We start from the raw sequence: 23,859 nt of genomic DNA on the forward strand, positions 1-23,859 counted from the left end.
TGAATGCCTCTCTCATCAATCTGCGTTAAAATGACGGACAAGTAAGAAATTAAAGGAGAATTACACAATGAAAAAATGGTTATCAAGTTTAACAATAATAGGTTCATTGCTGCTGCTCGGAGCATGCAATGGTGATGAAGAAGCAGCAACCGAAGATACTGAGAGCACAGAAGAAGCAGCTCCTGAATCAGGTGCAGCAGCGGAAGGCGAAGAAGGAACAGCAGAACAGCCGGAAATGCCTGAACCGGATTTAGAAGACGTACCTGATGTTGTTGCCGAAGTAAATGATACTGAAATTGAAAAAGCGGAATTTGAAGAAGCGTATAATATGCAATTCCAGCAGATGGCTATGATGTCTCAGATGTCTGGTGAAGAAGTGAACCAGGACGATTTGAAAAAACAGGTAGCTGACGGTCTTGTATCTCAGGAATTATTACTGCAGGAAGCGGATAACCGTGATCTGGAAGTGACAGAAGAAGATAAAAACGGTGTGCTCGACAGCTTAGTTGAACAAAACGGCATGGAATCACAGGACGATTTGTTCGCAGCATTTGAAGAGCAGGATATGCCTGAAGATGAAGTGATGTCACAAGTTGAGATGCAGGTAAAAGTTGATAAACTTATCGCTGAAGAAGCGGGCGATATCGAACCGTCTGAAGAAGAAATGCAGGAAGTTTACGATGCGCAGGTAGCACAGTTGGAACAGATGGAAACTGAAGAAGAGCCGCCATCATTTGAAGAAATGGAACCTCAGCTGAAAGATCAGGTTGTACAGCAGAAAGAAGGAGAAGCAGCACAGGCTTTAGTTGCAGACCTTAAAGAAAGTGCAGATGTAACAATTCATATTTAAAAAGATGAAAGACTGATGGAAATTAAATCCATCAGTCTTTTTTTATTAGATCCACCATTTAATTAAAGAGCCGACGGCAAAACCGAAAATTGCATGGCTGAATGTCCAGTAAAACCAGGAAGAAAAACTGTCGGAAGCGGGCGGTTTATCTGTGAATAAGCTGAGAAAATAAAGTACGCCGCTGCCCGCTGTATAAACGAGTACGTACGGCCAGATATTATTTTCCCATCCAAACGGTACGAGCATATAAAATAATACAACAGCACTTACTATACAGGTCATATAGTGAAAGATTATTCCTGTAATCCACTTATCACTCCATTTTTTAAGCACCGGCATATAATCCATATTGTATAAAAGAATTTCCGCTTTGTTTCCGGTAGTAAGACGGATAATTTTTCCTGAAGCGGCAAGTATCATTCCGGATATAAAACCTATTATGATTAACTTTAAAAAGATAGTCATCGAAACACTCCATGTCATTTTATTCCTTTTCTATACCCGGTTAAGATAGGTATTCATCGTGATGGACGTAATTTTCTCGGAATGTTTGCCTGAAAATTTTGGGGGAAGATATATATAAAGAGAAGTTATATTAGAAAGGATGTTTTTAATAATGCAGCACGATAATAAGCAGCCGATTTCGGGACAAATTCCAAAGGAAGACCGGATTAAGGTGGGAGCAATCGCTGAGGCAACGAACGAGAAACTTCATAAGACTGATATGACGGGAACGAGAGGAACAACAGCTCAGGCTGACCAATCTAATGTCAGAGAAATCATTAAAGAGTGGCCGCTTCTTTCGAAGGAAGTTGCGGAAACGATGATGAAATTTTACGGTGTGCCGAACACTATTACTCCGACACAAATTACCTGGTATTATAACGGGCCGTGGAAAAGGACGGTAGTATATAAAGATGGCTATCCGCATGATTTTCCGGAGCCGCATACAGATATGCTGGAGCAGACAATCAATTACCATGTACCTGCTGAAAAAGTTGGTGAACTGGCGAAGCTTGAAGGCAGCATGTTTGTCGACAGAACAAAAGGCGAGGTAATGGTCCACTGCGATAATGAAGGTGCCAACACGATTTCAATGAATGTGATGCATGATATCGTCGAGGACAGACTGACAGCTGAAACAGGACGTGAAAAAATTAAGGAACAGATTACTAAATTTTTAAAAGGTGAGACTGCGCCTTATGCTGAAGAATTTTTATTTGAGCTTCCTGAAAAAGAGCAGTGGGATACAGATAATCCGGTTGTTGATGACAAGGAACTGCTGAAAGATATTAAAGCGAAGAAGAAATCGATGAATTTAGATGATAAAAAACTAGTATAAATTTTAGTGAAAGGGGCTGTCCTTATATGGGCAGACACTTTTTATTTATCTGACGATAACGTAATAAATGACATAAAACCAACTTAATAGCAAAAAAATACCGTTTGCTCCGCAATGAGACTCTGTCATTCCCGAGAAAGTTGGTTTGCTCCGCAATGAAGCTCTGTCATTCCCGAGAAAGTTGGTTTGCTCCGCAATGAAGCTCTGTCATTCCCGAGAAAGTTGGTTTGCTCCGCAATGAAGCTCTGTCATTCCCGAGAAAGTTGGTTTGCTCCGCAATGAAGCTCTGTCATTCCCGAGAAAGTTGGTTTGCTCCGCAATGAAGCTCTGTCATTCCCGAGAAAGTTGGTTTGCTCCGCAATGAAGCTCTGTCATTCCCGAGAAAGTTGGTTTGCTCCGCAATGAGACTCCGTCATTCCCGAGTAAAGCCGTTTACTCCGCAATGAAGTTCTGTCATTCCCGAGTAAAGCCGTTTGCTTCGTAATGAGACTCACAATCTAACCCCGGCTAACCGGCATTGTAATCTTTGTCACGTACTTATCGCTGTCATTTACCGAAATGCGGTCGAGTATAGGTTCAGCATAAAAGTGATCAGCAGCCTTAAGGCGATGTTCTTTTATAAAAGAGAACATCTTCTCATACGTATCTGAGAACGCTTCGTATTTCCCTATGTGATAGCCGGTAACCTGTAAGCCCTGTTCTTTTTTTGCCAGCGGCAGTGCGTCTGTATAATCTGTTTTTGCAAATAAGTATTCGAAGCTACCGACTTCCGAAGCTGCCGGGTCTTCGATTTTAATCAGAGCACCGATGGAATATTTTTCATGAAGCTCCCGCATGCATACTTGATAGAAGTCAGAGATTGCAGCTCTGTTTTCATCATCATCATCATCATTATTGAGAGGGGCACTTAAATATACATACTCTTCCTCAGCCTCACTCAGCACAATTTTACTGAAATCGGTGTTCTTCGCTTCTTTGGTAAGCAGTATTTTCTTTTCTATCGTGTTCTGAATACTGGCAAGGTTATTTATCTTTTCAGAAATCTGCCTCGATTGTTCTGTGAACATTTCAATCATCGTATCAGGTGTTGTAATACTGATAAATTCTTTTATCTCGCTGAGCGGCATCTCCATTTCTTTTAGGGATTCTATTACATACATCGTATCGAATTGTGTATACGAGTAATACCGGTAGCCTTTTTCATCTTTGTGATGAGGGCAGAGCAGTCCGATATTATCATAATGGAAAAGAGTCTGTTTAGTGACTTCACAAAGTTTAGCGAAATCACCTGTAGTAAAATAAATTTCTGATTTCATAATGCTCACCTCTTGACTATATGGTTACCATATACTTTATATTATACTAGGTCATCATTTTGATGTGTATTGGAAACTCTCACTTTTCAATATGAAGAAATTATAAGAGGTGCAAAATGACAGAGAATAATAATATAAAGTACGAATTTTTATCGGAGGATCCGAACGCAAAAACCCTGCCGATTATGGTCGCGTTAATTATCGGAGCCTTCTTCGCCATTTTAAATGAAACACTGCTCAATATTGCGTTAACCACACTGATGGCGGAGTTCGATATTACGCTTTCCACAGTTCAATGGGTAGCGACCGGTTTCATGCTTGTCATGGCTATCGTCATTCCCGTATCCCCGCTGTTAATGGGCTGGTTTACGACGAGGCAGCTGTTTATCGGTACGATGGTCACATTTTTAATCGGTACCGTTGTCGCTGCGTTCGCGCCGACTTTTTCTGTGCTGCTCCTTGGCCGGATGATTCAGGCGATCGGAACCGGCTTGATTATGCCGATTATGTTTAATGTATTTTTACTGATTTACCCGCCTCATAAAAGAGGTAAGATTATGGGAATTGTCGGTCTCGTTATTATGTTTGCTCCCGCAATCGGTCCGACGCTGTCGGGTGTTATTGTGGAATACTTCGGCTGGAGATTTTTATTTATCTTCGTTATGCCGTTTACGGTTTTTTCAATTCTCTTTGCTTTGAAATACCTTGTAAATATTACCGAAATAACAAAGCCGAAAATAGACTGGATTTCACTCGTGTATTCAACAATCGGTCTCGGGGCAACGATATACGGCTTCAGCCATGCAGGAGAAAGTGCAGATGGCTTTATGACACCGTCTGTCTTTATTCCGATTATTATCGGACTCATTGGTATCCTGCTCTTTGTCCTCCGCCAGTTTAAGCTCGATGAGCCGCTGATGGATCTCCGGGTCTTTAAGTTTCCAATGTTTGCCCACGCAGTGGTGTTATTTGTCATTATTATTATGATGATGTTCGCGTCGGAATTAATTCTGCCTGTATTTATGCAGGGACCGATGGGTCTGACTGCAGCAGCGGCAGGACTTCTGCTCTTGCCGGGGAGTCTGCTGAATGGTGCAATGAGCCCGTTTATGGGAGCTTTATTCGATAAAGTCGGCCCGAAAGTCATGATGATTCCGGCAACGATTGTCCTTGCTGTGACGATGTTTATGTTCAGCAACCTGACAGCGGACACGCCGCAGTGGGTTATTATTGCAGGCTTTATGCTGATTATGCTGAGTGTATCTGCAACGATGATGCCTGCTGAGACGAACGGTTTAAACCAGCTGCCGAAACATTTATATCCGCACGGTACTGCTGTAGTATCGACCTTGCAGCCCTTGGCCGGAGCAATCGGCGTGTCGGTGTTTATCGGCCTGCTTAACTCGCGTCAGCAAAGCTATCTGGAAGGTGCAGCAAATCCTGAATCAGAAGCGGCAATGACAGCAGCGATGGTTTCGGGAGTAGAATTTGTTTACTTCCTTATCTTCATTATTGCATTAATCGCAGTAGTGATGTCCTTCTTCGTTTACCGTGCAAAACCGATCGAAGATTTGGTGCCGGCACCAGTTAAAAAAGACAATAATTAATGAATAATTTATGAAATCACTTCATTTTCGAAATGAAGTGATTTTTTTACGTGTATAATGTATATACAGTGTTCTGTAAAGGAGCGGGAATTATGAGTAAATGGTTTATGGGATTTCTAATCATTGTTATCGCAGGATTGCTAATTTTTACAATTATGATAGCATTAGGCGGAGTATAATACTTTTAAAAATATATAAAGTTGGGGTGAGGCATTATGAGGTTGAATAAAGGAGACATTGTACGTGCGGGCCATGCTCACATGAGACGTCCGATGAGAGGTGTCGAAGGACCTTTATATTTAACGAAAACAGCATTGTTTCACGAAGGCTCAGTTGGACCGTATATTGAATCGGTTGAAACGATTATTGATTTAAAAGATATTAAAGAAATTAAAACGAAACGCAGCATGGGCTTGATTCCGAATGTGATTAAAATAATTACTCACAATAACGATATATTCAAGTTCAGTGTGTTTAAACGGGAAGACTGGATTACAGCGATAAATAAAATGAGAAAAAAATTATATGCACCTGCAGAGGATTAGGTTCTGCAGGTTTTTTCATGACGATCACACTTTTGTGTAAAATGACTTTTTGTGGTAATATCATCATGGATAAAAATTCGAGATACTATAGATAAGAAGGTTTAAATATATATGAAAGAAAATTTTTGGCGTGAATTACCGCGTCCATTTTTTGTTTTGGCTCCGATGGAAGATGTCACAGATGTCGTTTTCCGTCACGTTGTCAGCGAAGCAGGACGTCCCGACGTATTTTTCACTGAATTTACAAATACAGAAAGCTTTTGTCATCCGGAAGGTGTACACAGCGTACGGGGACGCCTGACTTTTACTGAAGACGAGCAGCCGATCGTCGCCCATATATGGGGAGATAAGCCAGACCATTTCCGGGAAATGAGCATAGGAATGGCAGAGATGGGCTTTAAAGGCATTGATTTAAATATGGGCTGTCCCGTTCCAAACGTTGCGGCGAAAGGTAAGGGGGCAGGTCTCATCCAGCGTCCTGAAACAGCGGCGGAGATTATTCAGGCGGCAAAAGCAGGCGGTCTGCCGGTCAGCGTTAAGACGCGACTCGGCTATACTGAAATCGATGAGTGGAGAGATTGGCTGACACACGTATTTAAACAGGATATTGCGAACCTGTCTATCCATCTCCGTACGAGACGGGAAATGAGCAAGGTCGATGCGCATTGGGACTTAATCGGAGAAATTAAACAGCTGCGCGATGAAATTGCACCCGATACACTGCTCACGATTAACGGAGATATTCCGGACAGAAAAACAGGGCTCGAATTGGCAGAGAAATACGGTATTGACGGTGTTATGATCGGACGCGGGATTTTCCATAATCCGTATGCTTTTGAAAAAGAGCCGAGAGAACATACAAGCGAAGAGCTCCTCAGTCTGTTAAGACTGCATCTCGACCTGTTCGACAAGTATTCTAAAGAAGAATCACGTTTGTTTAAACCGCTGCGCAGATTCTTTAAAATATACGTGCGCGACATTAGAGGCGCAGGTGAGTTAAGACACCAGCTGATGAGCACGAATACAACCGATGAAGTCCGAGCTTTGCTCGATGACTTTGAAGCCGGAATGAAGTCGGCAGAATAACAGTCATCCCTTTTGAAAAAATCAAAAGGGATTTTTGCGTTGATAAATGATACGATTATATTCAAATATACAGAGGAAGTGAGCAAGATGTTGACTGCACTGCTCGGCGCTGCGATTGGAACCGGAATGTCCATGCAGTCAGCCATCAATTCGGGTCTCCGGACTTATGTGAGATCTCCATTTACTGCATCGATGATTTCATTTGTCATCGGTACCGTATTTTTAAGTATTATCGTACTGGTGAACGGTCTGCCGCTCACGCCGCCGCTGTCCGCCTTTACTGGCGAGCCGCTATGGATATGGCTCGGCGGGGTGTGCGGTGTTATCGCGCTGACGACGAACATATTTATCTTTCCTAAAATAGGAAGTGTGGAAACTGCGATTATGCCGATTATCGGGATGATTATTACCGGCATGGTCATCGATAATTTCGGCTGGTTTAACTCGATGATTCAGCCTTTCGGTCTGACGAGATTCCTCGGCGTTGTACTGATTTTTGCCGGGGTCTTTCTTGCGGTGGTCCTGCAGGATATTATGAAACAGCGCCGCTATAAACTTGAACCGGTGAATGATGAAATCAATAAATGGCCGTGGCGTGCGGCGGGCTTTACCGGGGGTGCACTGTTGTCAATTCAGGCAGCAATTAACGGCGAACTCGGCAGCGCTGTAAATTCACCATTTACGGCAGCCTTTATTTCTTTCTTTATCGGAGCGGCGACTTTAATTATCATTGTTTTAATAAGAGAAAAAACATTAATTCCAGTAAAATATCCTATTACAGAAAAAGCACCGCTCTGGGTCTGGCTCGGTGGAATATTCGGCGGATTTTACGTATTAATTAATATATTTCTCGTCGGTGAAATAGGTACGGGTCCGACCATTGTGCTGGTGCTGTTTGGTCAGATTACAGGCAGTATTCTCGTCCAGCAATTTGGTATGTTCAGATCGGGGAAAAATACAATTGTCCCGGTTCAGCTTGTCGGCCTGCTTGTTCTGCTTGCAGGTGTTGTGATGATTAATCTGTTTTAAGATTTATTTTTTAATATAACTATACGGAGGTTAATATTATGAAGACAATTTTAGGACATCACCATATTTCTATGCTGACGAAAAATGCTCAGGAAAATAACAAATTTTATACTCAGGTTCTCGGCATGCGCAGAGTTAAAGTAACCGTTAACCAGGACGATCCGTCAATGTATCATTTATTTTACGGCGATCAAAACGGTACACCGGGGAGTGAACTCACCTTTTTTGAAATGCCGATGGCAGCTCATACCAGACGAGGCACAAACGCAATTACGCGGATAGGGCTGTTCGTCAGGGGCGAGAGCAGTTTATCGTACTGGCAGAAAAGATTTGATGAACACGGTGTAGAGTATAGTAAGTCGGCAAATTACGGCGGAAGAAAATCTCTGCTTTTTGAAGACGGTGATGGACTGCGGCTGGCACTGCAGGCAGCAGAGGATGATGCAGTCAGCAGATTCGACAGCTGGAACGGCTCCGCTGTGCCGGAAGAATATCAGATTATGAGCATGGGGACTGTTGAAATGAGTGTCCGGCGAATTGAAAAAATGGAAAGAACACTGACGGAACTGTTCGATTACGTGAAAGTATCGGGAGATGACCATGAACGACTGTACCGGCCGGCGAATAGTGACGGACACAGTGAAATCCTTGTTAAATATAAAGACGGCGACCGCGAACGGCCGGGGCGCGGGAGCGTGCATCACCTCGCGATTAATGTAGAAGATGAAGAAACATTGCAGTACTGGCATGAACAGGTTGTTAAGAGAGGCTTCAGTTCAACAGGAGTCGTTGACAGACACTTCTTCAAAAGCTTATACTTCCGGGAATCCAACGGCATTATGTTTGAACTTGCAACAGATGGACCCGGGCTCGTGGGTACAACACCCGGCATTGAAGCGGGAGAAAAATTAGATCTGCCGCCATTCATGGAAGCGGACAGAGCTGAGATTGAAGCAAAACTGACTCCGATTGAAAAAGGATAAAAGAATATAGTGAAGTTAGTTTGGGCAGATATCCTTGATAAGGATATCTGTTTTTTTGTTGATGAGGTTGAAGCAGATGGCTGGTGGTGAGCAAGGTGGTGTAATTTTGGTTGACCTTGCTCATAATGAGCGTTGAAACGAGCAAGGTGGTGTAATTTTGGGAGACCTTGCTCATAATGGGTGTTGAAACGAGCAAGGTGGTGTAATTTTGGGAGACCTTGCTCATAATGGGTGTTGAAACGAGCAAGGTGGTGTAATTTTGGCTGGCCTTGCTCATAATGAGCAGTGAAACGAGCAAGGTGGTGATATTTTGAGAGACCTTGCACATAAGAAAGGCGAAAACGAGAAAGTAATTGGCTGCATGGAGCTTTATCAAGTCTTGAATATGGAAAGGCAACACATCGAAATGATTATCGATGAAAGATTGAGAGAAATGAGAAGATAGCAGCAATAGAAAAATTTCTACTAAAAAACACTTGAAAGTCAAAGAAGGTCAGTGTATAATAAATATATAAGGTCAAAGATAGTCAAACAAAGAATTTAATAAAAATAAAGAGTGAGCACCATATTTGAAAATATCTTTTAAGGCCTTTATACTGTATTTATAGTCAAATATAGTCAAAGTCAAAAGACTGTGAATACGAATATATCAATAGGAGGAAACACATATGAAATGTCAAAATTGCGGAATTAACGAAGCGAATGTAAACCTTGCAATGAATTTTAACAATCAAAAAATGCAGGTTCATTTATGTGACAGCTGTTTCCAGGATATCCAAGGTCAAATGATGAATTCAAATGACTTTTTTAAAGGATCACCTTTCGAAAATAATAATATGAACAATAAATATTTTAATGGACAAGGAAACAAAGGAACAAGTACACAAACAAAAGAACGTGAAAATAATCAGCGCGACGGGCTTTTAGACCAGCTCGGCAATAATATTTCAGACGAAGCAAGAGCAGGTAATATCGATCCTGTTATTGGACGCGACAAAGAAGTAAAACGTGTCGTTGAAACGCTGAACAGACGTAATAAAAACAACCCGGTATTAATCGGTGAGCCGGGTGTCGGTAAAACAGCAATTGCTGAAGGATTGGCACTGAAAATAGTAGAAGGCAATGTGCCGGCGAAATTAATGGACAAGGAAATTTACGTGCTGGACGTAGCATCGCTTGTTGCGAATACTTCAATGCGCGGTCAGTTCGAAGAGCGTATGAAACAGCTCATTGCTGAACTGAAAGAGCGTCAGGAAGTCATTCTCTTTATCGATGAAATTCACCAGATTGTCGGTGCGGGTTCTGCGGAAAGTTCACAGATGGACGCAGGTAACATTCTTAAACCGGCACTTGCACGCGGTGAACTGCAAATTATCGGTGCAACAACGCTGAAAGAGTACCGTCAGATTGAAAAAGATGCAGCGCTCGAACGCCGCCTACAGCCGATTATCGTTAAAGAACCGACTTTAGAGGAATCGGTTTTAATCCTTAAAGGAATTAAAGACCGCTATGAGAAGTTCCACGAAGTCAGCTATTCCGACGAAGTAGTTGAAGCGTTTGTGAATTTATCGCACAGATATATTCAAGATCGTTTCTTACCAGATAAAGCAATCGACTTAATGGATGAAGTCGGTGCACGGTTGAATCTCGCAAATGCAGAAAATGATACAGATTCAATCAAACAGAAACTTGAAAAAATTGCTGAAGAAAAAGACGCTGCGGCAGAGCAGGAAGATTATGAAACTGCAGCACGCTTGAAATATCAAGAACTTCAGCTTGAAAAACAGCTGGAAGCAGCAGCTGATGATCAGCAGGTTATGGATGTTGATGTATCTGACATTCAGCTTATAGTCGAAGAAAAAACAGGTATTCCTGTGACGAAACTGCAGTCTGAAGAACAGGCGCAGATGAGAGACCTCGGTACGAATTTGAGTGCTAAAGTTATCGGTCAGGACGAAGCGGTGGATAAGGTAGCGAAAGCTGTCAGAAGAAGCCGTGCAGGACTTAAATCGAAATACCGTCCAATTGGTTCATTCTTATTCGTCGGACCAACGGGTGTTGGTAAAACTGAATTAACGAAAGCACTTGCTGAAGAGTTATTCGGTACAAGAGAATCCATGATCAGACTCGATATGAGTGAGTACATGGAGAAACATTCTATTTCTAAAATTATCGGTTCACCTCCAGGCTATGTCGGTCACGAAGAAGCAGGACAGCTGACAGAGAAAGTGCGTCATAACCCTTATTCAATTATTCTTTTAGATGAGATTGAAAAAGCGCACCCTGATGTACAGAACATGTTCCTGCAGATTATGGAAGATGGCCAGCTGACAGACTCACATGGCAGAACAGTCAGCTTTAAAGAGACAGTGATCATTATGACAAGTAACGCTGGTACAGGTGATAATAATGTAAGCGTCGGCTTTAATGCGGATCAGCACGAATCGGTCAGCACGCTTGAAAACTTAAGCAATTATTTCAAACCTGAATTTCTGAACAGATTCGACGCGATTATTAACTTTAACGAACTGTCAGAGGATAACTTAATGGAAATTGTTGATTTAATGCTTAATGACTTGCAGGAAGCATTAGAGGAAAACGAAATTGAGATTTCAATTACAGATGACGCCAAGAAAAAACTCGTCAGCCTGGGTTACGACAAGCGTTTCGGTGCAAGACCGCTACGCCGTGTCATTCAGGATAAAATCGAAGATCAGCTGACAGATTTAATTCTGGAAGAAGATGAATTAAATAGTGTTAAAGCGCATATCAAAGACGGGGAAATTGTCGTTGTAAAAGCTTAATATAAATGAAAAACCTTAAATCCGCTCAGGATTTAAGGTTTTTTTGTTTATACGGGTTAATACATACAGTGCCAGGGTATTTTATATATAAATATTTATGCGAAAGAGGAATGTCTATGGCTCATCAAAACATTGATTCGCATCGGAGTAAAAACATATGGTCAGGTATTTTTTTAGGAATCGGCTTAATGGCGCTCGTCGATGAAATTATTTTTCACCAGCTTCTTCAGTGGCATCACTTTTACGATCATTCGACGACATTTATCGGTATTTTGTCTGACGGACTGCTCAATTCATTCGCCTTATTTGCCCTCGTAATCGGTTTCTTTATGTTTGCAGATTCACGCCGGAAAAAAGAAATGCACAAACGGCGGTGGATAGGAGGAATATTTACCGGACTCGGTATTTTCCAGCTGTTCGACGGTATTATAAACCACAAGCTGCTCCGAATTCACCAGGTGCGCTATGACGTTAATATACTGCCTTATGATTTAGCCTGGAATATCGCAGGTGCAATTTTCTTAATTACAGGGATTGTAATAATTTACAAGTCAAAACGCGAAAGCGCAGGTAATTAAGGATGCATCACATGAATATGACGCATTTTTTAATTCTTGAAATTATCGTCGCCGCGCTCGCGCTGGCTGCCTTAGTACTTTACCTTGCAGCCATGTACGCCTCCGGAAAAAAACATCAAAAGTGGAAATGGAGCAGGTATATCCTGTTTGCAGCAGGTGTAATTCTTTCAGCTGCTGCGCTGACAGGTCCGCTGGCGCGTTTGTCCCATATGGATTTCACTGTCCATATGCTAGGGCATTTGCTGCTCGGCATGCTTGGACCGCTTCTGATACTGCATGGTAAACCGATGACTCTCTTGATGAGAACTTTGAAAGTAGCCCATGCAAGAAAACTGAGTAAAATTCTGAATTTGAAGTATGTGCAATTTATCAGCAATCCAATTGTCGCTTCCGTACTGAATATCGGCGGCTTATTTCTTATTTATAAAACAGGATTATTTGAAATTATGCATACATCTGTATTCTTATTTGCACTTATTCATCTGCATGTCTTTCTTGCGGGCTATCTTTTTACGATGTCGATAATTTATATCGATATTGTGACTCACCGTTACACATTTTTATACCGTGCTGTTGTCCTGGTCTTGGCCCTCGGTTTTCATAAAATACTATCCAAAATGATATACGCTTCACCTCCAGAGGGTATAGCGCGGGAGGATGGCGAAGCGGGTGCTATGCTGATGTACTACGGCGGCGACATCGTTGACCTCGCACTGATAATTATCTTATGCTGGCAGTGGTATAAGGCTGCAGGAAGAGAGCATACTCGTTCATTAAAATTTTCTTAGATAACAAAGAGCTCTGACCTTCTTTTTGGTCAGAGCTCAATTTTATTCTGTAATATCAGCAAAATTACCTGCGGTGACTTGCAGTAAATCATCAGGAGCAAGTTCCATCTGCATGCCGCGCTTTCCAGCAGAGACGACAACTGTCTCCATCATTTCTGCTTGTGCTCCGATATAAGTCGGAAACAGTTTTTTCATGCCGACAGGCGAACAGCCGCCGCGGATATAGCCTGTCGTTCTCTCAAGATCTTTCATATGAAGCATATCGACTTTTTTGTTGCCGCTCGCTTTGGCAAATTTCTTTAAATCGAGCTCGGTTGAAGAAGGAATACAGCCGACAAGCACTCCTGTATTATTGCCGACAGCAACAAGGGTTTTATAAATTTTGTCGAACGGCACCCCCGCGTTCTCCTCATCTGTATGATCTTCATTCCAGGGATATTCATGCACTTCGTAGCTGATTTTGTTATTCTCAAGTACGCGCATGGCATTTGTTTTTTGGATTTTCTTTTTCTTCATATAGCTGCTCTCCTAATCAGTAAAAAGTATAGTTTCAAAAAGTAAGTGCAGGGTATACATAGATAGTATTTAAAATCATAACATAACCGGAGGGTTTTTAATGAAAATAGGAATCGTAGGCGCAACGGGTAAGGCCGGCAGTTTAATATTAGATGAAGCGGTCAGAAGAGGACATGAGGTCACTGCGATTGTCAGAAATGCTTCGAAGTTAAATAATGATAATGTGAAAGTAATAGAGAAAGATGTACATGATACATGGACAGAAGATTTTAAAGGACTGGATGTCGTCGTAAACGCCTTCGGTGCTCCGCTTGGTGAGAAAGATGCACACGTTGAAGCGGGCCGGGTGCTGATTAATGCGCTTTCCGGCACTGGCATCCGTCTGATTGTTGTCGGCGGTGCCGGCAGTTTGTATGTCGATGACAGCAGAACGATGAAAGTTATCGATACACCGAACTTCCCGGATATCTTTAAACCGACTGCGGGCGGACAGAGTGAAAATCTGGAAGAACTAGAGCAGACAACAAACCTAAAATGGACCTTTATCAGTCCGTCAGCAGAATTTGATGCCGAAGGAAAACGGACGGGAGCATATGAAACAGGTGCAGACGTGCTGCTTGTGAACAAGTCGGAAGAGAGCTACATCAGCTACGCTGACTTTGCAATCGCGGTCATGGATGAAGCTGAAAATGCGGAACATGTAAATGAACGATTCACTGTTGTTGCCGAGAAAGAGTAGTTAGCTGCTTTGAAAGTTTTACCGGAAATATAAAGGGAAGATAATGAGTAACATAATTTAGGAGGAGATTTTTTGATTCAGCATCAGTTATACATTGACGGGACCTATACGGATTCGACAGGAAAAGACTGGATTGACGTGATTAATCCGGCGACTGAAGCGGTAATTTCACGAACTCCGAAAGCGACAAATGCAGATGTGGACAAGGCGGTGCAGGCTGCAGCAAAAGCTCAGAAAGCATGGGAGCTCACGCCGAATATAGAACGCGGGAAAATCGTCCGTAAACTCGGGGATGCCATCGCAGACAGACGCGAGACCTTTATCGATTTGCTCCAGGAGGAACAGGGGAAAGATTACGATCTTGCTGGCGGGGAAGTCGATCTTGCGATTGATTATTTCCACTATATGTCGGAATGGGCGAGACGTATTGAAGGTGATGTTGTACCGAGCGACCGAGCCAATGAGAATATTTTAATTTACAAAAAACCAATCGGTGTTGTGGCAGGGATTAACCCCTGGAACTTCCCTGTCTTTATACTGGCGAGAAAAGTGGCGACTGCCCTCGTTACAGGTAATACGATTGTGCTTAAGCCGAGTCAACATACACCAAACACAGCGATGGAATTCACAAAAATTGTCGATGAGATGAAAGAAATCCCGGCAGGCGTCTATAACGTGGTAACCGGTGCGGGTTCCGAAATCGGCAACGCGCTCGCAAAACATAAAAATGTGGATATGATTACGATGACCGGCAGTATTACTGCAGGAACTAAAGTGATGGAAGCAGCAGCCCAGAATATTACAAAAGTGAACCTGGAGCTCGGCGGCAAAGCGCCGGCTATCGTGTCACAGCATGCAGATATTGACCTTGCGGTGAATGCTCTCGTGACTTCGAGACTCGCTAATAACGGCCAGGCTTGTACAAACGCAGAGCGTGTTTATGTACACTCCAGTGTCGCAGAAGAGTTAACGGATAAACTTGCCGCAGCTTTTAAAGAGAAAAAACTCGGCAATCCCCGTGAAGATAAAGATGTTGAAGTCGGACCGCTCATTAATGAAGACCGTTTGAATACAGTGGCTGAAATGGTAGACGAGGCAGTTGCTGACGGCGCGAAAGCAGTTACCGGCGGAAAGAAAGCGGATATGGAGAAAGGTTTCTTCTATGAACCAACCATTTTAACGAATGTAACGCATGATTCTAAAATTATGCGCGATGAAATATTCGGTCCTGTCTTGCCGATAGCGACTTTTGAAACCATCGATGAAGCAATCGATATGGCAAACGACACAATTTACGGCTTGTCATCATCACTTTACACTGATGATATGAACGAAACGATGAAAGTCATCAACGAGATGAAGTTCGGTGAAACATATGTGAACAGGGAAAACTTTGAAGCGGTCCAAGGTTATCATGCAGGCATGAGACAATCAGGACTCGGCGGCACCGACGGCAAACACGGTGTTGAAGATTTCTTAGTTACCCAGGTTGTGTACATGCAGTATAAAAATGAATAGATAGAATGAGAAAGATGCCATTATTTTTTTAGAAATAATGGCATCTTTTTGGCGTAATCCGGCAGGTTGTTTAGTATAATGCTAAAGAGGAAGATATATGAGGAGCTTTAATATGTTTCTAAAATCAGAAGAAGATAACAGGCGGCCGGACAGAAAGAAATATCACTTTGATCCGGTGAAAGTACTCATGGGAATGGCAGTCGGATTTATTATTCCGGAAATCGCACAGTTTTTATCAGAAAAAGTAATCAGCAATAATACACTTGAAAATATGGCTGGAGTATCGAGCATCGGACTTGCAGTAATATTCGGGATTATAATGCTGTTTGTAACGTTCCGGGTGGAGATGATATATGACGATGATAAAGCTCAAAGCGGCAAGGTTCAAGGTGAGCAGAATGAAGTGACCGGCTTGCTGAGTGAATATCACGAAGCGAAAGAATCAGGTGATACCGAGCGCATGAAAAGTACTGCTGCACGGCTGAAAGAACACGGAGTGCTTATCAAGAAATAGAATATTATGAAGCGAAAAGTAAAATCCGGAGAAACGGATTTTACTTTTTTGTTGTGCCAGCTATTTTTAATGTTAAAAAGTAACAAAATAAAATAAATAATGTTAAATTATCACACTATTTTCTTTACAATGTGAAAAGCAAACAATATAATGAATCTCAAGGTGATGGATATGAAGAGTAAAAGACAGCAGTATATTGTCAGCCGGGTAGCTGAGGACAGCAATGTAACGATAGAGCTGCTCGCAGCCGAGCTTAATGTTTCCGAGATGACTGTACGTCGTGATTTAAAGGAACTTGAATCAAATGAACAGATTATCAGAACGTCCACTTCGATTCTGCTGAAGGATTCCTTCCTGAATGAAGTGCCTTTCGTAAAGAAGCAGCTTGTGAATATAGAAGAGAAACGGCTGATCGCGAAAAAGGCGATGCAGTTTATTAAACCAGATGAAACAATACTGCTCGATGCCGGTACAACGACTCTTGAAATTTGCAAGCTGTTAAAAAATACAGATTATACAGTGCGTATCGTTACGAATGATATTAAAGCGGCAGCTGAGTTAATCGACAGCCAGCATGAAGTAATTATACTGGGCGGCACTGTACAGCAAAATGTCGGTTCAATGTACGGGGCCCAGACGATTGATATGCTGAACAACATTAAAGTGAATGTTTCCTTTGTCGGCACCCAGGCCATGATGGTGGATGAAGGTATTTTCGCACCGACGATTGAAAAGGCGAAAGTTAAACGATTAATGATGAAATGCGGACAGACGGCTTATCTAGTCGTGGATTCCAGTAAGCTCAGCCATACGGCATTTTCAAAAATTTGCGACTTAAAGGATTTTACAGGAATTATTACAGATAATCATATCGGGCAAAACGAGCTAAGCCGGATTGCTGAACAGACAACTGTAATATAAGGAGGGTGAATCGTGAAAGTAGGAATTATTGCGGACGATTTAACCGGCGCAAATGCCACCGGTGTCCGGCTCAGCAAAAATGGTTTTCATCCGGCAACATATTTTCACTACAACGATTTGATTCAGGATGATGAAACCGATGCAATTATAGTAGATACAGACAGCCGCTATGCTTCAAAAAAAGTGCTCGATTACAGAGTCGGCGGTTCTCTTCGTAAACTGAGGGACTGGGGTGCAGACATACTGTGCAAACGCATTGACTCTACGCTCCGCGGCAACGTCGGTATTGAGATAGATATGATTCTTGATACAGTCGGGCCGGATTCAATCGGCGTAGTTGTACCGTCGTTTCCGGATTCTGGAAGGGTGACAGTCGGCGGTTATCTTCTGGTCGATAATCTGCCGCTCCATAAAACGGATGCAGCAAATGATCCGATCACTCCGATTACAACATCATATGTACCGGAAATTATTTCTTCTCAGACCAGTCATAAAGTCGGAGTTCTTACCATTAATGATATGACGGATGACCGGGACATATTTATCCGCAGCTTTAAAAAACTGGTCGATGACGGTAATAAGATTATCGTTCTCGATGCGGTGACGAATAATGATATTGAGTTTATTGCAGAGACCCTTTGCGGTTATACAGATAAAAAAATCGTACCGATTGATCCGGGACCATTTACCTCGCTCTATGCTAAATACCGGGCGGATCAGGTCGGGGACGACCGCAAAATTATCGTTACAGTCGGCAGTGCAACGAAAGTGTCGGAAAGACAGCTCGTGTATTTAATCGACAGACTGAAGTTAAGACCGGTTATTCCCGATATTAACAAACTCGCGACCTTCGATGAAAACTGGCATGACGAAGTTGAGAAAAGCGTACAGCTTGCCAAGGAGCGCATGGAGGAAAACGAAGTCGTTGTTATTACCACCAACGAAGAAAACCTTGTTATTATCGATATTAAAAAAATTGCAGCTTCACATGGTGTCACACCGGATCGTGTGGCTAAACGGATAACCGACGGCCTGGCGACAATTACGAAACGGCTGCTCGACGAAGCGGACCACGAAATTAAAGGATGCTACGTCAGCGGAGGTGATGTAACAGCCTCACTTGCGAGCATTACGCTTGCGAGCGGAATTAAATTGATTGATGAAGTCGGCCCGCTGATTGCCTACGGTCACCTGCTCGGCGGAAAATATGAAGGACTGCCTCTTGTGACTAAAGGCGGCATGATCGGCAGCAGACATACACTCTATGAAGCAGTGCAGTATTTAAAATCAAAATAGGAGGAATCATTTATGACAAAAGCAATTATCGCAGTACCAATGGGAGATCCGGCAGGGATAGGACCGGAAATTACAGTGAAATCATTTTTAAATAGCGAGGTGCTTGAAGCGGCAAACTCAATCGTTGTCGGAGATAAAGAAATTATCGACAAGGCGCTGGAAATTACAGGTACTGATTTACCGGTAAACGTAATTAAAGAAGTTGAAGAAGCAGATTTTTCAGGCAAGGCAATCAATCTGATCGATTTAAATAACGTCGATACAGAAACTTTCCAGTTCGGAGAAGTTCAAAAACAGTGCGGTAAAGCTGCCTTTGAATACATCGAATATGCAATTAAACTCGCTATGGACGGAAAAGTTGATGCCTTGGCAACAACACCGATTAACAAGGAATCGCTGAAAGCGGCTGAAGTGCCGTTTATAGGACACACTGAAATGCTTGAAGAGCTGACGAATTCACACGATCCATTAACGATGTTCCAGGTGAAGAGCCTGCGTATATTCTTCCTGACACGCCACCTGTCCGTAAAAGATGCGATTGATCAGATGACAGCTGAGCGGGTGCATGATTATATTAAACGTTCATATGACGCACTAATTAAATTAGGTGTTGAAGCACCGAAACTTGCAGTTGCGGGATTAAATCCTCACAGCGGTGAAGGCGGACTGTTCGGCAACGAAGAAATCGATGAAATTACTCCGGGAATCAAACGTGCACAGGCAGACGGCTACGAAGTCGCGGGACCAGTTCCTGCCGACTCTGTATTCTTCCAGGCACTTAACGGACGTTACGACGCAGTCATTTCCCTTTACCACGATCAGGGGCATATCGCAGCGAAAATGACAGATTTCCACAAGACAATTTCGATTACAAACGGCCTGCCTTTCCTGAGAAGCTCAGTGGACCACGGCACAGCCTTCGATATTGCGGGACAAAATATTGCATCAAGTGAAAGCATGGAAGAATGTATTAAACTCGCAGGAGAATATGCATTAACTTTTAGAAAATAATTACAGGGCGGTTCATCCGCCCCTTTAATTTACATAAAATGAAAACGCTTTTTGATGGAGGGAAATTTATATGACAGATGTTTCATCGACACAAATGATAGTCGGTCTGCTTATCGGAATCGCACTGCTTATCTTTTTAGTGCTTAAGACTCGCATACATGTCTTCCTTGCTTTACTTATCGCGGCAGTAATGACCGGTATTATCGGGGGAATGTCACCTGAAGATACTATCGGAACAATTTCTTCCGGTTTCGGTTCAACTCTCGCTTCAATCGGTATTATTATCGGGCTTGGAATTATGATGGGTAAAATTATGGAAATTTCAGGTGCTGCAGAAAAACTGGCGTATACGATGATTAAGTTTATTGGGCGGAAAAAAGAAGAATGGGCAATTGCGGTCAGCGGTTACATCGTTGCAATTCCCATCTTTGTAGATTCAGCCTTCGTAATTCTGCATCCGCTGGTTAAAGCCTTGTCACGTCAAACAGGTAAATCTGTTATTACCCTTGGCGTGGCACTGGCAGTCGGCCTTGCCGCGACACATCATGCAGTGCCGCCGACACCGGGGCCTCTAGGTGTAGCAGGTATATTCGGTGCTGACGTTGGTAAAATGGTTATAATCGGTCTAATTGTTTCTGTGCCTGTTGTTATCTCAGGTGTTTTATATGCACAGTGGATCGGACGGAAAATTTACCAGCTGCCGGAAGCGGAAGGCGAAGGTTATTATCGTCCTTCTGCTAAAGAAGCATTCGCAGAATTTGAAGATGCAGTATCAGTACGTGAAAAAGAGCTGCCTTCCTTTATCTTATCTGCTCTGCCAATTGCTATTCCGCTCATTTTAATTTTCAGTAATACAGGAATTAATGCTTTGCAGGACGGCGGGATAATTAATATTTCTGAAACAGTACTATCATATATTACATTTTTCGGAAATCCGATTGTCGCTGTGGCTCTCGGTCTGATTTATTCTCTTTTATTCCTGACCAAAGGATATTCCAAGGATGCCACTTTGGATGAATTGGAAACAGGAATTAAAACATCAGGTATTATACTGCTTGTGACCGGTGCAGGGGGTGCGCTCGGAGAAGTGCTGCGTGTCAGCGGAACAGGTGAAGTTATTGCAGAATACGTTGCAACATGGAGCGTGCCGGCAATACTGATTCCCTTCTTTATCGCAACCTTCGTCCGTCTGGTGCAGGGAAGCGGTACTGTAGCAATGATTACAGCAGCTTCAATCGCTGCACCAATCGTATCTAACATGGGGCTTGATCCTGTGCTCGCAGCTCAGGCGGCAGCCTTCGGGGCAATGTGCTTCTCATACTTTAACGACAGCCTGTTCTGGGTAGTCAACAGAATGCTCGGTATAACCAAAGTAAAAGAACAGATTATGGTCTGGTCAATTCCGACGACAATCGGCTGGTTTGTGGCCGGTGTGACACTGGTTTTACTGGATTTAATATTCTTTTAAAACATTACAGTTATATTACTAAAGTTTGATAACTTTGAATTTAATATCTATGATAAAGCACCCGTAAGCCTTATATATCAAGGTTTACGGGTGCTTTACATAAAATTAATAAATTTGAAGCCGCTTACTTTATATAACTCTAATCTCAAAAATTTATCGATTAGATTACAAGTCAATTACAAACGACAAATCCCTTGAGCCATATGCTATAGTAATACTCGTGGAATGACTCGGGACAGAGTTCAATAACATTATTCCCAAACTATGGAGGATTTAAACATGAAAAAAACAATTATCTCTGCAGCATCGCTTACAGCTTTATCAGCAGTAGCTGCAGCTAATATATCAGCATCAGAAATTACAGTAGAATCAGGCGACACGCTTTGGAGCATCTCGGCAGGCACAGCGCAGTCGGTTAACGAAATTAAGTCATTAAACAACTTAACTTCAGACCTTATTTTCCCTGGAGACGTTCTTAAAGTAGACGCTGAAGCACCAAGTGCCGCACCTGCAGAAGAAGTTGAAGTTGAAGCTGAAGAAACTGCTACTACATATACAATTGAAGCTGGCGATACTTTATTCGCAATTGCTAATCAGTTTGATGTAACAGTCGACAACCTTAAAGCTTGGAACAACTTATCTTCAGATTTAATTATTGCAGGCAAAACTATTTCAGTGGCTGAATCAGCAGCACCTGCAGCAGTTACAGTAGAAGAAGCGCCTGCTCGGGAAACTGCAGCACCGGCTGAAGAAGTTTCAGCACCAGCAGTAGAGGAAGTTGAAGCGGCAGAATCAGCACCAGCTCCAGCAGCAGAAGAAGTGCAAACAGCAGAAGTTTCAGCACCGGCTGAAGAAGTTTCAGCGCCAGCAGTAGAGGAAGTTGAACAGCCGCAGGCAGCAACTCCAGCAGCATCAGCGCCTGTAACAAGTGCAAGCAACGGCGCGAACTACTATGACTGGGGTTCATGTGCATGGTACGTATTTGAACAGCGCTCAGAGCGCGGTCTTGGCGTGAGCAATATGTGGGGCGACGCTAAAAACTGGGCAAGTAACGCTCAAGCTGCAGGTTACTCAGTAAGCAATTCACCTTCTGTAGGTGCAATTATGCAAGCACCAGCTTATACTAATGGTGCATACGGACTTGGTCACGTTGCAATCGTTGAAAGCGTCAACTCTGACGGATCAATCGTTGTTTCTGAAATGCAGTTTAACGGCGGTCTTGGAAGTTTAAGTACGAGAACACTAAGTGCTTCTCAAGCAGCAAGCCACAACTTCATTAACTAATTTATAATAAATATAAGAGCGGGACCAGAATCTTAAAGAATTCTGGTCCCGCTATTTTTATGCAGCAGATGAGAAAGATTATTGTTCATATGCAGCGTCTTTAACTGCTGCAGTACGCTGTCTCATAATTGCTCTGACATACAGGTAACCTGTTACGGCTACAGGAATCAGCCCGCCGATAACAGAGATTCCGTAATCAAGATTTAAAGTCTCCGGTGCATAAAGGAAGTAAGTTCCGACAACACCGGTCATAAATAAAGCCGGGATACCTGCAATGTAATGTAACTTTCCTTCTTTTAAGAGATAAACAGCGGCAACCCACAACATTGTCGCGGCGACTGTCTGGTTTGTAAAACCGAGATATCTCCACAGGAAGGTGTAATCAATTGTTGATAACAGGAAGGCCGAAATACCAACACAAATTGTCATCCATATCATTTTTGGTGCTTTACGGCTCTTTCTTAGACCTGCTACAGCTTCAGTCAGCATCATGCGCGATGAACGAAGTGCAGTATCTCCTGTTGTAATCGGTAAGATAATCGCACCTAAAAATGCAAGAATCGCACCGGCAGAACCGAGCATCTCAATAGAGATTGTATCAATTACACCGGCAGGTCCGCCTGCAGCAAGTGCATCAGCCAGTCCGCCTGTGCCGTGGAAGAAAGTCATACCGGCAGTCGCCCAGATTAAGGCAATAACACCTTCAGCAATCATGGCACCGAAAAATACTTTTCTGCCATCTGATTCTTTCTTAACTGTACGTGCAATAATCGGACTTTGAGTTGAATGAAAACCGCTGATTGCGCCGCATGAGATTGTTACCATGATTAATGGCCAGACGGGCAGTCCTGCAGGGTGCTGGTTTTCAAAAGTCAGGTTTGGAATTGGGGTGCTTGAAAACATTAGACCAATCATTACTGAAACTGCCATAATAATCAGCACAGCACCGAAAAATGGATAAATACGGCCGATGATTTTATTAATCGGCAATACAGCAGCCATAACAAAGTATGCAAAAATAATAACTAAAGCAGCAAAGAATGGAATGGCACCATTGGTTTTTAAGGAAATCAGTTCTGCAGGCCCTGCAGTAAACGCTGCAGTCACAAGAATCATTAAGGCTAGTGACACAATGTAGATAAAAGCCTTAACACCTTTTCCTAAGTATCTTTCTACCAGCGCGGGAAACTGCGAACCGTTATGTCTCAGACTGAGCATGCCGGCAAAATAATCGTGAACAGCACCGGCAAAAATACAGCCGACAACTATCCAGATTAAGGCAGGCGGTCCGTAAACGGCACCTGCGACCGCACCGAATACAGGACCGAGCCCTGCGATATTTAACAACTGAATCAGCCAGCCTTTAATCGGATGCATCGGCATGTAGTCGACACCGTCGTTAGTTTCATATGCCGGAGTGGGATTTTTATCATTGATTACAAATATCTTTTCAACAATTTTCCCGTAAATCATATATCCTGCAATTAATAAAAATAAAGCTGTAAAAAAAGTAAGCATGGCAGTCCTCCTGCAACTGTATTTATAAAAATTTAATGCTAAGTGTAGCAAGACTGGCAGCCTTCGTCAATAAAATTTCTGACAATTTAGACTTGAAAGAATATTAAAGCGTTTACATCCCGTTCTCGGAAGATTTGAGCATCTGT

Annotated in this window: 22 protein-coding genes; 18 read left to right on the forward strand and 4 right to left on the reverse strand. The window is 42.7% G+C overall.

What is annotated here, in order from left to right:
* Positions 1 to 67: 67 nt before the first annotated feature.
* Positions 68 to 850, forward strand: coding sequence for a SurA N-terminal domain-containing protein (locus MHH58_RS02035; protein ID WP_341344872.1), 783 nt, complete (start codon positions 68 to 70; stop codon positions 848 to 850).
* Positions 851 to 895: 45 nt separating this feature from the next.
* On the opposite strand, the gene MHH58_RS02040 is transcribed toward MHH58_RS02035, so the two are convergent.
* On the reverse strand, positions 896 to 1,315 hold the full coding sequence (locus MHH58_RS02040) for a hypothetical protein (protein WP_341344873.1): 420 nt from the start codon (positions 1,313 to 1,315) through the stop codon (positions 896 to 898).
* A 151-nt stretch (positions 1,316 to 1,466) separates the two neighbouring features.
* Between MHH58_RS02040 and MHH58_RS02045 the strand changes: the two genes are divergently transcribed.
* A complete protein-coding gene (locus MHH58_RS02045) occupies positions 1,467 to 2,192 on the forward strand; it encodes a hypothetical protein (RefSeq protein WP_341344874.1) in 726 nt (241 codons plus the stop codon).
* 497 nt (positions 2,193 to 2,689) lie between these two features.
* Here MHH58_RS02045 and MHH58_RS02050 read toward each other — a convergent pair whose 3' ends face one another.
* Entirely contained in the window at positions 2,690 to 3,508 is an 819-nt protein-coding gene (locus tag MHH58_RS02050; protein ID WP_341344875.1) for a MerR family transcriptional regulator, read from the reverse strand.
* Positions 3,509 to 3,624: 116 nt separating this feature from the next.
* Here MHH58_RS02050 and MHH58_RS02055 point away from each other — a divergent pair, with 116 nt between their 5' ends.
* The 8 genes from MHH58_RS02055 to MHH58_RS02090 all read left to right on the forward strand — a co-directional run bounded on the left by MHH58_RS02055 (position 3,625) and on the right by MHH58_RS02090 (position 12,928).
* Positions 3,625 to 5,115, forward strand: coding sequence for an MDR family MFS transporter (locus MHH58_RS02055; protein ID WP_341344876.1), 1,491 nt, complete (start codon positions 3,625 to 3,627; stop codon positions 5,113 to 5,115).
* Between the two features lie 215 nt (positions 5,116 to 5,330).
* Positions 5,331 to 5,660: a GRAM domain-containing protein gene (locus MHH58_RS02060; protein ID WP_341344877.1), complete on the forward strand. Its 330-nt coding sequence runs from the start codon at positions 5,331 to 5,333 to the stop codon at positions 5,658 to 5,660.
* 111 nt (positions 5,661 to 5,771) lie between these two features.
* Positions 5,772 to 6,746: a tRNA dihydrouridine synthase gene (locus tag MHH58_RS02065; RefSeq protein WP_341344878.1), complete on the forward strand. Its 975-nt coding sequence runs from the start codon at positions 5,772 to 5,774 to the stop codon at positions 6,744 to 6,746.
* A gap of 12 nt (positions 6,747 to 6,758) precedes the next feature.
* A complete protein-coding gene (locus MHH58_RS02070; protein WP_341344879.1) occupies positions 6,759 to 7,775 on the forward strand; it encodes a DMT family transporter in 1,017 nt (338 codons plus the stop codon).
* Between the two features lie 38 nt (positions 7,776 to 7,813).
* On the forward strand, positions 7,814 to 8,758 hold the full coding sequence (locus tag MHH58_RS02075) for a VOC family protein (RefSeq protein WP_341344880.1): 945 nt from the start codon (positions 7,814 to 7,816) through the stop codon (positions 8,756 to 8,758).
* Positions 8,759 to 9,426: 668 nt separating this feature from the next.
* Positions 9,427 to 11,562 carry an ATP-dependent Clp protease ATP-binding subunit gene (locus MHH58_RS02080; protein WP_341344881.1) on the forward strand — a complete coding sequence of 712 codons (2,136 nt, stop codon included), beginning with the start codon at positions 9,427 to 9,429 and terminating at the stop codon, positions 11,560 to 11,562.
* 116 nt (positions 11,563 to 11,678) lie between these two features.
* Positions 11,679 to 12,140, forward strand: coding sequence for a DUF2243 domain-containing protein (locus tag MHH58_RS02085; protein WP_135098453.1), 462 nt, complete (start codon positions 11,679 to 11,681; stop codon positions 12,138 to 12,140).
* 17 nt (positions 12,141 to 12,157) lie between these two features.
* Positions 12,158 to 12,928 (forward strand): cytochrome c oxidase assembly protein, encoded by a 771-nt coding sequence (locus tag MHH58_RS02090; RefSeq protein ID WP_341344882.1) that lies wholly within the window; start codon positions 12,158 to 12,160, stop codon positions 12,926 to 12,928.
* A gap of 42 nt (positions 12,929 to 12,970) precedes the next feature.
* On the opposite strand, the gene ybaK is transcribed toward MHH58_RS02090, so the two are convergent.
* Complete coding sequence (gene ybaK / locus MHH58_RS02095; RefSeq protein ID WP_135098449.1) at positions 12,971 to 13,444, reverse strand: Cys-tRNA(Pro) deacylase; 474 nt, start codon at positions 13,442 to 13,444, stop codon at positions 12,971 to 12,973.
* Between the two features lie 100 nt (positions 13,445 to 13,544).
* Between ybaK and MHH58_RS02100 the strand changes: the two genes are divergently transcribed.
* From MHH58_RS02100 to MHH58_RS02135, 8 genes are all read left to right on the forward strand, one after another.
* Positions 13,545 to 14,183: an NAD(P)-dependent oxidoreductase gene (locus MHH58_RS02100; RefSeq protein ID WP_341344883.1), complete on the forward strand. Its 639-nt coding sequence runs from the start codon at positions 13,545 to 13,547 to the stop codon at positions 14,181 to 14,183.
* Between the two features lie 72 nt (positions 14,184 to 14,255).
* On the forward strand, positions 14,256 to 15,701 hold the full coding sequence (gene aldA / locus MHH58_RS02105) for an aldehyde dehydrogenase (protein ID WP_341344884.1): 1,446 nt from the start codon (positions 14,256 to 14,258) through the stop codon (positions 15,699 to 15,701).
* 97 nt (positions 15,702 to 15,798) lie between these two features.
* Positions 15,799 to 16,215 carry a hypothetical protein gene (locus MHH58_RS02110; protein ID WP_341344885.1) on the forward strand — a complete coding sequence of 139 codons (417 nt, stop codon included), beginning with the start codon at positions 15,799 to 15,801 and terminating at the stop codon, positions 16,213 to 16,215.
* Between the two features lie 171 nt (positions 16,216 to 16,386).
* On the forward strand, positions 16,387 to 17,136 hold the full coding sequence (locus tag MHH58_RS02115; RefSeq protein ID WP_341344886.1) for a DeoR/GlpR family DNA-binding transcription regulator: 750 nt from the start codon (positions 16,387 to 16,389) through the stop codon (positions 17,134 to 17,136).
* Between the two features lie 12 nt (positions 17,137 to 17,148).
* Positions 17,149 to 18,432: a four-carbon acid sugar kinase family protein gene (locus MHH58_RS02120; protein WP_341344887.1), complete on the forward strand. Its 1,284-nt coding sequence runs from the start codon at positions 17,149 to 17,151 to the stop codon at positions 18,430 to 18,432.
* A gap of 12 nt (positions 18,433 to 18,444) precedes the next feature.
* A complete protein-coding gene (gene pdxA, locus MHH58_RS02125) occupies positions 18,445 to 19,443 on the forward strand; it encodes a 4-hydroxythreonine-4-phosphate dehydrogenase PdxA (protein WP_341344888.1) in 999 nt (332 codons plus the stop codon).
* A gap of 70 nt (positions 19,444 to 19,513) precedes the next feature.
* Entirely contained in the window at positions 19,514 to 20,911 is a 1,398-nt protein-coding gene (locus MHH58_RS02130; RefSeq protein WP_341344889.1) for a GntP family permease, read from the forward strand.
* A gap of 279 nt (positions 20,912 to 21,190) precedes the next feature.
* Positions 21,191 to 22,195, forward strand: coding sequence for a LysM peptidoglycan-binding domain-containing protein (locus MHH58_RS02135; RefSeq protein ID WP_341344890.1), 1,005 nt, complete (start codon positions 21,191 to 21,193; stop codon positions 22,193 to 22,195).
* A 78-nt stretch (positions 22,196 to 22,273) separates the two neighbouring features.
* On the opposite strand, the gene MHH58_RS02140 is transcribed toward MHH58_RS02135, so the two are convergent.
* Positions 22,274 to 23,713, reverse strand: coding sequence for a carbon starvation CstA family protein (locus tag MHH58_RS02140; RefSeq protein ID WP_341344891.1), 1,440 nt, complete (start codon positions 23,711 to 23,713; stop codon positions 22,274 to 22,276).
* Positions 23,714 to 23,859 lie beyond the last annotated feature (146 nt).

The organism is Jeotgalicoccus sp. FSL K6-3177, assembly GCF_038050175.1.
GTDB lineage: Bacteria > Bacillota > Bacilli > Staphylococcales > Salinicoccaceae > Jeotgalicoccus > Jeotgalicoccus nanhaiensis.

Bases quoted from the DNA above. Each gene is read 5' to 3' on its own strand.
- MHH58_RS02075 (WP_341344880.1), top strand. From the start codon at position 7,814: ATGAAGACAATTTTAGGACATCACCATATTTCTATGCTGACGAAAAAT.
- MHH58_RS02080 (WP_341344881.1), top strand. From the start codon at position 9,427: ATGAAATGTCAAAATTGCGGAATTAACGAAGCGAATGTAAACCTTGCA.
- ybaK (WP_135098449.1), bottom strand. From the start codon at position 13,444: ATGAAGAAAAAGAAAATCCAAAAAACAAATGCCATGCGCGTACTTGAG.
- MHH58_RS02050 (WP_341344875.1), bottom strand. From the start codon at position 3,508: ATGAAATCAGAAATTTATTTTACTACAGGTGATTTCGCTAAACTTTGT.
- MHH58_RS02085 (WP_135098453.1), top strand. From the start codon at position 11,679: ATGGCTCATCAAAACATTGATTCGCATCGGAGTAAAAACATATGGTCA.
- MHH58_RS02140 (WP_341344891.1), bottom strand. From the start codon at position 23,713: ATGCTTACTTTTTTTACAGCTTTATTTTTATTAATTGCAGGATATATG.
- MHH58_RS02045 (WP_341344874.1), top strand. From the start codon at position 1,467: ATGCAGCACGATAATAAGCAGCCGATTTCGGGACAAATTCCAAAGGAA.
- MHH58_RS02110 (WP_341344885.1), top strand. From the start codon at position 15,799: ATGAGGAGCTTTAATATGTTTCTAAAATCAGAAGAAGATAACAGGCGG.
- MHH58_RS02055 (WP_341344876.1), top strand. From the start codon at position 3,625: ATGACAGAGAATAATAATATAAAGTACGAATTTTTATCGGAGGATCCG.
- pdxA (WP_341344888.1), top strand. From the start codon at position 18,445: ATGACAAAAGCAATTATCGCAGTACCAATGGGAGATCCGGCAGGGATA.
- MHH58_RS02065 (WP_341344878.1), top strand. From the start codon at position 5,772: ATGAAAGAAAATTTTTGGCGTGAATTACCGCGTCCATTTTTTGTTTTG.
- MHH58_RS02040 (WP_341344873.1), bottom strand. From the start codon at position 1,315: ATGACTATCTTTTTAAAGTTAATCATAATAGGTTTTATATCCGGAATG.
- MHH58_RS02135 (WP_341344890.1), top strand. From the start codon at position 21,191: ATGAAAAAAACAATTATCTCTGCAGCATCGCTTACAGCTTTATCAGCA.
- MHH58_RS02035 (WP_341344872.1), top strand. From the start codon at position 68: ATGAAAAAATGGTTATCAAGTTTAACAATAATAGGTTCATTGCTGCTG.
- MHH58_RS02060 (WP_341344877.1), top strand. From the start codon at position 5,331: ATGAGGTTGAATAAAGGAGACATTGTACGTGCGGGCCATGCTCACATG.
- MHH58_RS02130 (WP_341344889.1), top strand. From the start codon at position 19,514: ATGACAGATGTTTCATCGACACAAATGATAGTCGGTCTGCTTATCGGA.
- MHH58_RS02090 (WP_341344882.1), top strand. From the start codon at position 12,158: ATGACGCATTTTTTAATTCTTGAAATTATCGTCGCCGCGCTCGCGCTG.
- MHH58_RS02115 (WP_341344886.1), top strand. From the start codon at position 16,387: ATGAAGAGTAAAAGACAGCAGTATATTGTCAGCCGGGTAGCTGAGGAC.
- MHH58_RS02100 (WP_341344883.1), top strand. From the start codon at position 13,545: ATGAAAATAGGAATCGTAGGCGCAACGGGTAAGGCCGGCAGTTTAATA.